This is a genomic window from Spirosoma oryzicola, from assembly GCF_021233055.1.
GTDB lineage: Bacteria > Bacteroidota > Bacteroidia > Cytophagales > Spirosomataceae > Spirosoma > Spirosoma oryzicola.
This window is the reverse complement of sequence record NZ_CP089538.1, coordinates 2,217,029-2,231,144: the sequence shown is the minus strand read 5'-3', so window position 1 is coordinate 2,231,144 and position 14,116 is coordinate 2,217,029. Positions and strand designations below refer to the sequence as shown.

The following is a 14,116-nucleotide window of genomic DNA, read 5'->3' as shown; positions in this document are numbered from 1 at the left end:
TAATTAAGGTACCAGGTATCGCAATTATAATACCTGGTACCTAACATTGGTTTACAAAGCGTTAATATTTCTCGAGTAAATATTATTTTCCGGCTTACTATCGTAAGTTTTCGACGCATCGTCGGCCACATTGACCGTAATATTAGACGTTGTTCCCGAATTGGTTACAGTGCGCGTGATGGTGAATCCAATGTTCGAGTTTCCTCTAGCAGGGATAAACTGTCCAGCGTTTATCTTCAGCGTCAGTTGTAATCCATTGTTCGACGTAACGGTCCACTTTGTATTATCAACCGGAACGTTACCTCCACCTGAGACCGCCGTATTGGTCAATGAATTGTCAAAAGCAAGCGAGTATCCAAACGGAGCCGTAATCGTAAAGACTATGTTACCACTAGCCGTTTGTCCTCCCGCAACTTCCTCTATTCGCACCGTGAAATTTTTCACAGACTCCGCGCCGGAGACAGTGAAGTTATTTGACGGTAATTCGATGGTCGGCGTCAAATCCGGCAGCGGTTGTCCTACCAATACGTGCAGGGTTGCCGTGCCGCAGCTTGATGCGTTATCGCAAGCCGTGTAGGTGAACGTCGCCGGACCACTTACTCCCGCTGCGGGGGTGAACGTGAAACTACCCGAAGCGGTGGTCACCAGCGTACCCGACGAGGTAACGGTCGTGCCTGGGTTCGATACCGTCAGGCCCGTGCCCAAGTCGTTGTCCAGCAGGTTGCCCGTGGCTGGCGTGCCATTTGGTGTAGAGACATAGTCGTCGTTGATCGAGACCACCGCTGGGCTGCCCGCTGCGTTGACCCGAATCGTCACCGTCGCCGTCGCACACAGACCACCCGGCGTCTCACACACCTGGTAAGTCACCACATCGGTACCCACAAAGCCTGCCGCTGGGGTGTAGACCAGGTTGCCACCGCCATTGATGCTGGCCGTGCCGTTGGCTGGCCCTACTGCGATGGTGGGTGTGCCTAGCGTGCCGCCCGTGTTGCCCGGTCCGTCGTTGGCCGTCACATCGATGGTCACCGAGCCAGGATTGGCTGCCGCCCCGGTGATGGTAGCAAAGTCCGGGTTAGCCACTGGATTGTTGGTGGTCACCGTTGGGTTGAGCACCGTCACCGTCAGCGTCTGGGTCTGGCAGCCCGTGGTCGTACCGGCGGGGCAGACGGGGATGCTGTAGACGTACACACCCGCCGTAGCGCTGGTGAAGTTGAAGCTGCCATCGTTGTTGAGCGTCAGGGTAGGCGTCGAGCCCCCTGGCTGGCTAATCAGCGTCGCAGCGGGACCGTAGGTGGTACCGGCAGGCACGTTGTCGTTGGTGCGCACGCTGCCCGAGACGGGTACGTTGATGTTAGTCACCGTGAAGTCAGGGTTGGTATTCAGCACCGGAGCCGGTGTTACCGGTTGGCCCACCAGCACATGCAAGGTAGCCGTGCCGCAGTTGGACGCGTTGTCGCAGGCCGTGTAGGTGAACGTCGCCGGACCCGTCGTGCCGGGAGTAGCCGAGAAGCTAAAGCCCCCATTGGCCGTCGTCACCAGCGTACCCGACGAGGTAACGGTCGTGCCTGGGTTCGATACCGTCAGGCCCGTGCCCAAGTCGTTGTCCAGCAGGTTGCCCGTGGCTGGCGTGCCATTTGGTGTAGAGACATAGTCGTCGTTGATCGAGACCACCGCCGGGCTGCCCGCTGCGTTGACCCGAATCGTCACCGTCGCCGTCGCACACAGACCACCCGGCGTCTCACACACCTGGTAAGTCACCACATCGGTACCCACAAAGCCTGCCGCTGGGGTGTAGACCAGGTTGCCGCTGCCATTGATGCTGGCCGACCCGTTGGCTGGTCCTGCTGCGATGGTAGGTGTGCCCAAGCTGCCGCCCGTGTTGCCCGGTCCATCGTTGGCCGTCACATCGATGGTCACCGAGCCAGGATTGGCTGCCGCCCCCGTGATGGTGGCAAAGTCAGGGTTAGCCACTGGATTGTTGGTGGTCACCGTTGGGTTGAGCACCGTCACCGTCAGCGTCTGGGTCTGGCAGCCCGTGGTCGTACCGGCGGGGCAGACGGGGATGCTGTAGACGTACACGCCCGCCGTAGCGCTGGTGAAGTTGAAGCTGCCATCGTTGTTGAGCGTCAGGGTAGGCGTCGAGCCCCCTGGCTGGCTGATCAGCGTCGCAGCGGGACCGTAGGTGGTACCGGCAGGCACGTTGTCGTTGGTGCGCACGCTGCCCGAGACGGGTACGTTGATGTTAGTCACCGTGAAGTCAGGGTTGGTATTCAGCACCGGAGCCGGTGTTACCGGTTGGCCCACCAGCACATGCAAGGTAGCCGTGCCGCAGTTGGACGCGTTGTCGCAGGCCGTGTAGGTGAACGTCGCCGGACCCGTCGTGCCGGGAGTAGCCGAGAAGCTAAAGCCCCCATTGGCCGTCGTCACCAGCGTACCCGACGAGGTAACGGTCGTGCCTGGGTTCGATACCGTCAGGCCCGTGCCCAAGTCGTTGTCCAGCAGGTTGCCCGTGGCTGGCGTGCCATTTGGTGTAGAGACATAGTCGTCGTTGATCGAGACCACCGCCGGGCTGCCCGCTGCGTTGACCCGGATCGTCACCGTCGCCGTGGCGCACAGACCGCCTGGCGTCTCACAGACCTGGTAAGTCACCACATCGGTGCCCACAAAACCCGCCGTGGGCGTGTAGACCAGGTTGCCGCTGCCATTGATGCTGGCCGACCCGTTAGCAGGAGCAGCCGCGATGGTGGGTGTGCCTAGCGTGCCACCCGTGTTGCCCGGTCCGTCGTTGGCCGTCACATCGATGGTCACCGAGCCAGGATTGGCTGCCGCCCCGGTGATGGTAGCAAAGTCCGGGTTAGCCACCGGATTGTTGGTGGTTACTCCGGGGTTGAGCACCGTCACCGTCAGCGTCTGGGTCTGGCAGCCCGTGGTCGTACCGGCGGGGCAGACGGGGATGCTGTAGACGTACACACCCGCCGTAGCGCTGGTGAAGTTGAAGCTGCCATCGTTGTTGAGCGTCAGGGTAGGCGTCGAGCCCCCTGGCTGGCTGATCAGCGTCGCAGCGGGACCGTAGGTGGTACCGGCGGGCACGTTGTCGTTGGTGCGCACACTGCCCGAGACGGGTACGTTGATGTTGGTCACCGTGAAATCGGGGTTGGTATTCAGCGCACAAACCAGACTGCCACCGGTTGAGGTACGGGTATCGATGAAGGCACCAAATACGTCAAGCCCCCCTCCCAACACACCAAGACCAACCAGCGGAGCAACACTTAGCTGAATTTCGTCGAATGCCTTTGTTGTTGCAAAGCCTACGTTGACAAAATTAGAGGTAGAGCCAAACAAGGCTACCGACAAATCAAGTAGAGCACCACGGCCACTTCTGACCTCTTGTTGTACGCCATCCAGATATGTAGTGACAGTTAGCTGGTCAAACAGGTCTGCCGCAACTAAACCATTGACTCGTCTTATGGTAAATCCGGCAAAAGTACCTACAGGGAATGTATTGACCGGATCAAGGACCGCAATTGAGGTTACCGCAGCAACGGAGGCTGTGTTTGTGATCCGGGCAAAATCCGTTGTGCTGGCCGAAATAACATTCTGCGCATTCAGCACATTAGCGCTACTGAGTGTTACACCAACCGCTCCGCTTACACCCGTTCTAGCCCCGTCAATAACGGCCGGAAATGCTGGGCTGCTTAGATTATAGGCCGTGTTACAAACGATGGAAGTAGCACACGTATTTTCAAGTACGGCGCTGTAAATCCGTACGCTTCCGAGGTTGGCACTGGCCACTTGGGCAAACGTGACTTTAACCTCGTCGTAAGCAACATTGGCTACGATACCAACAATTTGTCGGCTTCTACCGTCCTGCAGGCCAGTTGTCGCCCCAACAATCAACGCATTTCCGGTACCCGTCTGGACCAGCGCTCCATTATTGTACAACGAGATAGTTGCCGTACTCAGCGCGTTAGCGTTCAGCAGCGAATTCGTTTCAATATCAAACCCGGCAAAACTGTTCACTGCATAGGTATCAATGGCGTTCGCCACAGCGAAGCTTGCACTCGTTGCCACACCCGCCGTCAACTCGATTGAAGCAAAGTTCGATGGGTCGCTGTCAATGGCGTTTTGTGAGTTATTGATACTACAAGCGGCACAAAGCGTTGCGTCAATGCCTGTATTCCGTCCATCGACATAAACAGGCTGAGCAGGATTCGCAACTGGTGTAAGTACATTACAAGCCAACTGGGTTCCTGCACAGAACCGCTGAAAAACAGCACCGTAAATATTGGTTACCCCTATAGTAACTCCGCTGAACGTTAACTTGATTTCATCAAAGGGCTGGGTAGCGACAAAGCCGACCGTTTGCCGCCCTGTACCGTTAAGGATCGAGCTTCCAACAGCAAGCAGGCTGGATCCCGATACGCTTTGCCCTGTAGCTACCCCGTTCAGATACGTCGATATTGTCAGGTCTGACAGAGCACCGACACTCAGTAAGCCAGATCTGGAAATATCAAGTCCAGCAAATGTTCCGGCTGGATAATCTGTAACCTGATCCTTGATAGCAAACGAAGCCGTACCCACATTCGCTATTATATTAACTGAGGCAAAATCAGTGTTGTCGTTACTAACGGCATTGTTCGCGTTGCTGATCGACCCCACATTAACCCCACTAACCCCAGTATTAGCCGGACTAACAGCAACGGCAAATGCCGGATTATTCACGGGGGTCGGTGTATTACAGGCCAAAGTCTGACTAGCGCAATATCGTTGCACGACGGCGTAATAAACACTCACAGTACCAGCGCCTAAGGCACTGAACGTGACGCGAATTCGATCAAAGGGTTTCGTTGTTATAAAACCGAGCTGTGCTTGGCCACTCGCAATACCGGTTGCTAGTAGCGAACCAGTAGTACTAGTCTCCTGCAACGTATTACCTTCATATGTGGTAATGGTTGTTGTTCCAAAAGCCGAAAGGATCGTGTTGTCACTGACCACAAACCCGGCAAATGTTCCCGCAGGATACAGGTTTGCCCCGGTCGCATTATTGTCTTTTACTTCAAGGTAGGCTGATCCCGCCACTAAGAAACTATACGCAGCAGTATTCGTCAGATCATTATCAATAACTCTGCCCTTATTTGCAAACTGATCCCCCCCAAAAACAGGAATCTGACTGGAAGTAACTGACAGATTGCCGAAGGTTGGACTTGTAAGCGGTGCAAACGTATTGCATGTTGCTGCACTTTGCTGGGCTCTCGCCTGAAAAGCAAAAGCCATCAACATCATAAGGCCCCATGTAAAGCAGTCTCGACAACGACTCATACATAGGTAAGTAGATGGTTTTTTCATAAAAGTTGAATTAAAAACAAACGGATTAAGTAAACACAAAGAGACCCTATTCACGCCGAAGGCGCGTTAAGCAACTAGAAATATATGGTGAGCTTATTAACTCAATGAGGAGCGGTAGTGCTCAGAAGGATTCGATACATGATTGGGTGTAGATTTTTTTGACATTTTTTCTTATCGTTTACTCGTTTAGTTGATTACATAGTCCACTAAACTCTTATATGAGTATTTTTAGTTACCATAAACCCACTAAAGACGCCTAAATGTATTGTTATGAACTTTTATTGTCAATGAAAAATCTTTTATTCGGTATGTTAAAAATCATATAGTTACTACCATATGAAAGCAACAGCTTGATTATCAATAAATTAATTTATATTATATTTTATATGCATTTTTGGTGTTTAATTACGTGTGGCCTCTCATAATTTACATTTTTGTTTACTTACTTATACTTATTAAATAATCTAAAAAATAAGTATAATTACTGAGTATCATCAAATTTATACTTAAGTAAATTATAAAATATGTGTCCACCTAATTTTTTATAAGTAAACAAATTGTTAAGAAAATTTTTGTTTTATAAACTCTAACAAAATAATAGGGAATCCGACTTGCAGATTCCCTATTTTCGCTAACGGATGAATTTACGGTTACAGAATTAATCCACTCCGGCGGAGCATCGCTTTGGGAGACGGTTCGCGACCACGGAATTTTTTGTAAAGTTCCATTGGCTTTTCGCTACCTCCTTTTTCCAGCACGTTTTTGCGGAAGCTGTCCGCAGCCGTTTTATTCTCCAGACCTCCTTTTTCTTTGAAGAACTCGAACGCATCGGCATCCAGTACCTCGCTCCATTTGTAACTGTAATAGCCTGCCGAATACCCACCTGCAAAGATGTGCGAGAAAGCAGGGCTGAACGCGGTACCTTCGACACGCGGGAATAGGTTGGCGACTGAATCAACTTTACCTTCAACCTGACTGATGGTTTCGCCAGTCGGCTTCTGACCGTGGTAATACATATCGACCAGTCCAAACCGTATCTGCCGCAGGTTAGCCAAACCAGCCAGGAAATTTTGGCTTGCCCGAATCTTTTCGATCAATTCGTTCGGAATTACTTCGCCAGTCTGATAGTGTTTGGCAAATAGCTTCAGCGCTTCCGGGTCATAGCACCAGTTCTCCATTACCTGCGACGGCAACTCAACAAAATCGCGGGGAACGCTAGTACCGCTTAGACTTTCATACTTGCCGTTCGCCAGCATGCCGTGCAGACCATGACCAAACTCATGAAAAAGCGTAGTCACTTCGTAGAAGGTCAGCAAGGAAGGCTTCGTGTCAGTTGGGCGGGTGAAGTTACACACGTTGACAATGTGCGGACGGATGTTTTCACCCTTCTCGATCTTTTGCCCCTGGATGTCGTTCATCCACGCACCGCTCCGTTTGCCTTCGCGGGGAAAATAATCACCGTAGAATACCGCAACGAATTTGCCATCTTTGTCAAACACATCGAAGGTTTTAACTTCAGGATTGTAAACCGGAATATCCTTGCGCTCTTTAAACGTGATGCCATACAGCTTGTTAGCAACTGTGAACACGCCGTTCAGCACGTTCTCCAGCTTAAAATACGGTTTCAACGTTTCGTCGTCAAGATCGTATTTTTCTTTTTTCAGCTTTTCGGCGTAGTAGCTATTGTCCCAGCTCTGAAGCTTGTCTTCGTTGAAACCGTTCGCCTTGGCGTAGGTTGTCAGCTCGGTCAGCTGGCGTTCGGCTGCCGGACGTGCGTAGGTCACTAACTCATCCAGAAAACTCTGAACCTTGTCTTTCGAACCGGCCATGCTTTCTTCAAGGACAAAGTCAGCGTGCGTTTTGTAGCCTAGCAGATTTGCCCGCTCATAACGCAGGTTGACAATTTTGCCGATGATGGCCGAGTTGTCATTTTTGTCGCCGTGGAATCCGCGTCCGTTAAACGCCATGAACAGTTTCTTCCGCAACTCGCGGTTGTCGGCGTACTGCATAAACGGACCATAGCTAGGCGCCTGCAACGTAAACGCCCAGCCCCGCGTGGATTCGCCTTCTTTACCCTTCTGCTTCGCCGTCGCTTTAGCGGCTTCACGTGCAAAGTCAGGCAAACCAGCGAGGTCTTTCTCATCCGTTACGACCATCACGAATTCATTGGTCTCGTTTAGGACGTTTTCGCCGAATTGTAGCGACAGTTGGGAAAGTTCTTTGTCGATAGCCCGCAACCGCTCTTTACCTTTCTCGTCCAGATTGGCTCCGTTACGAGCAAACCGTTTGTAGGCTTTTTCGAGCAGCATGGCGCTTTCCGGATCAAGTTTGAGGCTGGCCCGTTGGTCGTACACGGCTTTCACGCGCGAAAACAACTTTTCGTTCAGCGTAATGTCGTTGCCGTATTCGGTCAGCAACGGCGACGCTTCCTTAACGATTTTCTGTAATTCGGGTGTTGTTTCGGCGCTGTTCAGGTTAAACAATACCGACGTCACCTTTCCCAACAGATCGCCGGAGCGTTCGAGCGCCACGATGGTATTCTCAAACGTTGGCTTGGCCGGGTTGTTGGCAATCGCGTCTACGTCTTTACGACCCTGAGCCAGTCCTTCTTTCAACGCGGGCAGGTAATCGTCGTTTTTAATTTTGTCGAATGGAGCCGTCTGGTGCGGTGTCGTATACGGCGTCAGGAATGGGTTTTGCGTCATTTTCGATGTCTGGGATGCTGCTGGCTGGACAAGCGCAGTTGTAGCGGCAATGGCCAGCAATACACCCGTTTTTGTGATCTGTTGATGTCTGAACATTCAGCGTTGGGGTATGAGTTTCCTGGAAAAATACGAAACAAAGACGGCTTCATCAATTCGACGTTGCATATGCGGTCGTATGAACGGTCGAGCGGTGCGCAGATAAGGGTTTTAGCTGGAAATAAACAGAAAAACAGCCGACCAAAACGACCGGCTGTTTCCGCACCACTCCTCTTGCATTAATACCTTCTTGGGTTTGGGTAATAGTCACGACCGTTGCCGTAGCCACGTCCCCGACTAGCCGAACGTTCGTAAGGCCGCATGTGGTCGATCACCCGGTCCCGCTGGTCGGGCTTCAAGACGGCCATCATGTCGAAGAATTCACGCTGGCGAGCCTGCCGGAAGGAATCCCGCTGACGGGGATCACGCGGATTTATACTACGGGTTTGCTGCTCGAATCGATCCCGAATCCGGCGAATTTCGCGCTCCTGCTTACGGGACAGATTCAACTCGCGGTCCCACCATTCCAAATGACGCTCAAACTGATTGTCGTCAAAATCGTAGTTGTAATTTGATTGACCATTGCCGTAGCCCGGCTGATTATATCCAGGTTGATTATAACCCGGTTGAGCAGGATAGCCGTTGTTGTAGCGTTGCGCGAATACGTTGGTCGTGAGCAGGACAACCAGCGTAGCGGCTGTCATTAGGGCCTTTTTCATGTGACTTGTTGTTTTCAGGTTGTATTTGTCCCTTTGAACAACAAGCCACAAAATGGTTTAATTAAATCTCCGAATAAGCACAAAAAAGATAGCTACTTTGTCGTCATCTGAGCGCCAATCCACTGAAAGTCTATCTTTTAGGATAGAAAAAAATTTAGTATTTATAATCGGTCAGTTCGTTTTCGGACTCACGCTGGATTACCCGATTGTATTTCGCACGGTCAAATTCGCCTTCGTTATTCGCGATAAAAAGGGTAGCAACCGTATTGCCGATGATGTTGGTAATCGACCGTGCTTCGGACATAAACCGGTCAACACCGAGCAACAGAGCCAGCCCTTCGACCGGAATGACTTTAATGGCTGTCAGGGTGCTGGCTAGCACAATAAATCCGCTGCCCGTAACGCCCGCTGCCCCTTTGGAAGTAACCATCAGAATACCGATGATTGTCAGCTCCTGACCGAGGGTCAGATCAACGCCGAAAACCTGCGCCAGAAAGATCGTTGCCATCACCAGATAAATCGTGGTGCCGTCCAGATTAAACGAATACCCCGCCGGAACCACCAGCCCAACCACCGACCGCGAACACCCCAGACTTTCGAGCTTATCCATGATTTGCGGCAAGGCCGACTCCGACGACGAAGTACCCAGAACGATCAGCAATTCTTCCTTGATAAATTTCAGCACCGCCCACAGACTGATTTTGTAGTAGCGCATGATCAGGTTCAGGACGACAAACACAAACAGGAACATGGTTGCGTACACCGTAGCCATCAGCTTGGCCAGCGGCAGCAATGTGCTCAGACCATATTTGCCAATCGTGAACGCCATCCCGCCAAACGCACCCAGCGGAGCCAGTACCATGACCACGCCCAGGATATTAAAAAACACTTTCGACAGCCGCTCGAAGGTTTGAATCAGGGGTTTGCCCGATTCGCCCATGCGCGTCAGACCAACACCAAACAAGATCGAAAAGACCAGCACTTGCAGAATATCGCCCTCGGCAAAGGCTTTAACGGCATTGCTCGGTATGACGTGCAGAAAGAATTCGGTCCAGTCCATGCCCGCGCCCTGCTCGGTGTATTTGCTAATGTCTCCGCCCTTCACCGCAGCCGTTTGGACTCCTTCGCCGGGGCGGATCAGATTAGCCAGTAGTAAACCAATTGCCAGCGCCCCCGTTGTAACGATTTCAAAATACAGCAGCGCCTTCCCCCCTACCCGACCGACCTTTTTCAGATCGCCCATGTTACTAATTCCCAGCACGATGGTCAGGAAAATAATCGGCGCAATGACCATCTTGATCAGGTTGATAAAGAGATCACCCAGCGGTTTGAGCTTGGCAGCCGTATCTGGAAAAAAATAGCCGGTCAGAATACCCAGCGTAATGGCAATCAGGACGCGAACGGTAAGGTTGTTTAAGAGACGCACAGGTTGTTTTCGGTTTATAGCTTGCAGTTTACCATTTTCCGGCCAAATCTGCCACTTCTGCCTACGAAAACCGTAGCTCCAGTTCTATTGAACGCTTTTAACCGGAAATAGCTGGTTCTTAATATCCCGGATGCGGTCGTTGAACGCCACGTTTGGATAATCGACATTTGGCAACCGGGTAGCCGCCAGGTATTCCATCACAGCCGGATCGTGCTGAATGCGCTTTCCGGTCAATACGCTGATGTATTTCGAAGTCATCCAAAGCACATTTTTGAGGTGCGTTTTGGCATCGTCGGTCATGATGAATTCCGTAACGAGCGTATCTTCATTGTAGTAAATAAGGCGCGACGTGATTCGAATCCATTCGCTTACCATAGCCGGGCGGATGTACGCAATCTGGTGCTGATAAACGACCCAGCTCGTTTTTAATTCCCGAAACATTTGACCCGGATTGAAGTCGTACAGGGTGGCTACCTGATCCTCGCGGGCATTAAAGTAATAATCAAAATACTTCGAATTGTTGAGGTGTTGCAGCGGGTCACAGTCCTGAAAACGGACGATTACCCGTGTTTCGGTTTCGGTTGGGTAGCTGCGGTTCGGGTCGCGGTGAAACATAGTAAAACAATGGTTGATTAAAACAGACGGGTTAGCAGTATCGCCTGAATAAGACAAATACGGAAACAATTTGTGCTAAATACAGAAAATATGCGAAACCAGAAAAATTACGCGAAACCCGCTGCCCGTTGAGGCAGTTCAGACTTTTCGCAACATATTTACGTTAGTACAGCAAATTCACTCGTTCACTTTAACGGCTAAACCTCATGAAAACCATGCGTACGTTGTTTGCAATTGCTATTCTATTCATCACACAAACCGCCTTTGCGCCAAAAGATAATCCCGATGCAGTAGTCGGTACCTGGCTTAACGGTACGAAGAAAGGTCATGTTCAGATTTATAAGCAGGGTGGTACTTATTTTGGCAAATTAGTGTGGATCAGCGAACCGAACGATCCGGATACGGGTAAACCCAAAACAGACATCCGCAACACCAACGAATCGAAGCGAAACCGCCCGCTGATGAATCTACCGCTTATGTATAATTTTAAATACGATGGTGGCAATGTCTGGGCCGACGGCAAGATCTACAATCCGGAAGACGGTAAAGAATACAACTGCAAAATGACCCTGAAGGACCCCAACACGCTCGACGTTCGCGGTTATTTAGGCATTTCGCTGATTGGCAAAACCCAAACCTGGACACGAATCAAATAAGGGGTTACCGACTTACCGGAACGGTTATGGCGTGTAGCGTCACGAATGAATCAACGTTGTTCCCTTACCTGAATGCAAGCCCGTAGCGCTAAAACCTTGATTATTGGTGCCGGACCAGCTGGATTGGCCATAGCCGGGCAACTGGCTCACCGGCAACAGCCCTTTGTGGTGATCGAAGCCAGCGATTACATTGGATTTTCCTGGCGCAATCACTATGACCGGCTGCACCTGCACACGGTCAAGGAGCATTCGGCGCTGCCCCATTTTCCGTTTCCGGTCAATTTCCCAACATATGTTCCGCGTCTTCAATTCGTTGACTATCTGGAACGCTACGCCGATCATTTCAACATCCGACCGCTTTTCAATCAGCAGGTTAGTCAGATCAGCCGCACAACCGATGGGCGCTGGAACGTGCAGACTACGACCGATCTGTTTGAGGCCGAACAGGTGGTGGTAGCAACGGGCTATAATCGCTTGCCGAATAAACCAGAACTACCCGGTCAGCGCGATTTTCGAGGCATCATCTGGCACAGTTGCGAATACCGCAATGGCGCTGCTTTTCGCGATGAGAACGTACTGGTTGTAGGCATGGGAAACACGGGAGCCGAACTAGCGCTTGATTTACTGGATTACGAAGCCAGACCGTTTATTTCCGTTCGCGGCCCGGTCAGTATCCTCCCGCGCGATCTGTTTGGCAGACCGAGTCAGAAGACGGCCATTTTCCTGAAGAAATTTCCTAACTGGTTCTGCGATTTGGTGACGCGGACAGCGCAAACGATGAGCGTGGGCGATGTATCGGGCTATGGCCTGGGCAAACCCGCGCATTCGCCTTCGTACAATGCCAGGCGGGGCAAGCCCCCAATCCTTGACGTTGGCACGTTGGCACAGATCAAGGCCGGACGCATTACGGTTGTACCGGGCATCGAGCGCGTGAATGCTAAAACAATTACGTTCACGGATGGGCGCGAACGTCCATTCGATGCGATCATTCTGGCTACGGGCTACCGACCAGCGCTCTCAGCATTTTTTAATCCAGTAGTAACCGACCGTATCCTGACGGAGTCCGGATATCCTAAAGCTATGTGGTTCAATGAGTCGGCACTTCGGGGGCTTTATTTTCTTGGCTTTACGACACCTGTAACGGGGGTCCTCTACAACCTGAACAGCGACTCAAATTCCATTGCCCGACAGATTGTCGAAAACAATTTCATCCCGGCATAGTTCTATTTACGTAATCAGGGTGATTACAGCTATCATTCAATGTTATAACCACTACAACGATGAACGAGACAACCATAAAAGGAGGCTGGAACGAACTGAAAGGCAAAATCAAACAAGCCTATGCCGACCTTACCGACGACGATCTAACCTACGAAGAAGGCAAAGAAGACGAAATGTGGGGTAAAGTCCAGCAGAAAACGGGTAAGACCAAGGATGAAATCAATAAAACAATTGCCGATCTGTAAGCAGCGGTAAGTACTTGCAAAAAAGCCGGAGCCAATCGTGTTCCGGCTTTTTTGTGAATCGTATCCAGTCGAAATTTGCCCAATCCACAGCCATTACTCTCGCCAACAGTAAGTAGCAATTGACCTGTTTATGAACGTTCGCCACAGATGGCTACTTACCCTGTTTCTGTTGACGGTGTATTCTTGCCGTACTTTTTGTCAGCATCCGTACGAGCTAAAAGTCACCTCAGAGAATGATAACTACTGCTTACAATACCACGACGGCTACTACACGAACGGCCTGTTCGTCAATTTTACTTACGTACCGGATCGGCTAAACCAGCGGATTGACGAAACGCGTAAACTCACCAAAATCACGTCTTCCTATCAACTCGGGCAGATGATTTTTACGCCCGAAAACATCAAAACCGATGCTCTCGACCAGTTCGACCGTCCGTACGCGGGTTATCTGTACGCTCAGAAAGGCATGACCTTTTTCTACAAGCGCGGCCACGTTCTGAACGTCAATCTGTCGGTGGGTACCGTCGGTAAGGCGTCTTTAGCGCAACAAACGCAGTCTTTTATCCATACAGCCTTCGATCTGACACCCCCCAAGGGCTGGCGTTATCAGGTAAGTGACGCCCTAGGTGTCAACGCACAGGTTCAGTACTGGCACGCGTTTATCCCCGTTTCGTGGCGCAGGCGATGGTTTGATGTGCACGGCACATCGCAGGCAACGTTTGGTACTACGTTTGTCAATGCCTCTGCTGGTCTTTTGTTTCAGTTGGGTCTTTTCCAGAAAGCCGATCAGTCATCACTCTACGACGCCCGCATCGACCGCAAAAGTAGCCCTGGTAGTAACTCAGCGGAATTCTATGTTTTTTACCACCCCCGGTACCAGTATCAGGTCCACAATGCGACGGTAGCAGGAAGCCTTTTTGAGTCGCACGAAGGGGCCATTCTGGCTTCGATCAACCCGTGGCTCTACCGGCACGATATTGGGCTTGTTTTCGCCAAACCCCGGTGGACGTTCCAGGTTGTTTACTCGTTCAAGCAGCGCGAAGCGGCATCGATGAAACACAACGAACAGTATGCCGGTCTATCCGTCGCGTATCGATTTGGTCGTTAGCGTTCCGTTTTTTTCGCCTGATTCTAAGCCGGTAACGAC

At 51.3% G+C, this 14,116-nt stretch carries 9 protein-coding genes; 4 read left to right on the top strand and 5 right to left on the bottom strand.

Annotation, left to right across the window (positions count from 1 at the left end; all coding sequences use genetic code 11):
- Positions 1–51: 51 nt before the first annotated feature.
- From LQ777_RS09045 to LQ777_RS09025, 5 genes are all read right to left on the bottom strand, one after another.
- The gene (locus LQ777_RS09045) at positions 52–5,319 is read right to left on the bottom strand and encodes a beta strand repeat-containing protein (RefSeq protein ID WP_232562192.1); all 5,268 of its coding nucleotides are present in this window, start codon (positions 5,317–5,319) and stop codon (positions 52–54) included.
- Between the two features lie 677 nt (positions 5,320–5,996).
- Entirely contained in the window at positions 5,997–8,051 is a 2,055-nt protein-coding gene (locus tag LQ777_RS09040; RefSeq protein WP_232562822.1) for a M3 family metallopeptidase, read from the bottom strand.
- A 275-nt stretch (positions 8,052–8,326) separates the two neighbouring features.
- Positions 8,327–8,806, bottom strand: a complete 480-nt coding sequence (locus LQ777_RS09035) for a hypothetical protein (RefSeq protein ID WP_232562191.1) — start codon at positions 8,804–8,806, stop codon at positions 8,327–8,329.
- Between the two features lie 154 nt (positions 8,807–8,960).
- Complete coding sequence (locus tag LQ777_RS09030) at positions 8,961–10,232, bottom strand: dicarboxylate/amino acid:cation symporter (RefSeq protein ID WP_232562190.1); 1,272 nt, start codon at positions 10,230–10,232, stop codon at positions 8,961–8,963.
- An 84-nt stretch (positions 10,233–10,316) separates the two neighbouring features.
- Positions 10,317–10,847: an acyl-CoA thioesterase gene (locus tag LQ777_RS09025; protein ID WP_232562189.1), complete on the bottom strand. Its 531-nt coding sequence runs from the start codon at positions 10,845–10,847 to the stop codon at positions 10,317–10,319.
- Positions 10,848–11,053: 206 nt separating this feature from the next.
- Between LQ777_RS09025 and LQ777_RS09020 the strand changes: the two genes are divergently transcribed.
- The 4 genes from LQ777_RS09020 to LQ777_RS09005 all read left to right on the top strand — a co-directional run bounded on the left by LQ777_RS09020 (position 11,054) and on the right by LQ777_RS09005 (position 14,077).
- Positions 11,054–11,503: a DUF2147 domain-containing protein gene (locus LQ777_RS09020; RefSeq protein ID WP_232562188.1), complete on the top strand. Its 450-nt coding sequence runs from the start codon at positions 11,054–11,056 to the stop codon at positions 11,501–11,503.
- Between the two features lie 72 nt (positions 11,504–11,575).
- Complete coding sequence (locus LQ777_RS09015) at positions 11,576–12,724, top strand: flavin-containing monooxygenase (RefSeq protein WP_232562187.1); 1,149 nt, start codon at positions 11,576–11,578, stop codon at positions 12,722–12,724.
- A gap of 59 nt (positions 12,725–12,783) precedes the next feature.
- On the top strand, positions 12,784–12,969 hold the full coding sequence (locus LQ777_RS09010) for a CsbD family protein (protein WP_232562186.1): 186 nt from the start codon (positions 12,784–12,786) through the stop codon (positions 12,967–12,969).
- Between the two features lie 130 nt (positions 12,970–13,099).
- Positions 13,100–14,077, top strand: a complete 978-nt coding sequence (locus LQ777_RS09005; protein ID WP_232562185.1) for a lipid A deacylase LpxR family protein — start codon at positions 13,100–13,102, stop codon at positions 14,075–14,077.
- The last annotated feature ends 39 nt before the right edge of the window (positions 14,078–14,116 follow it).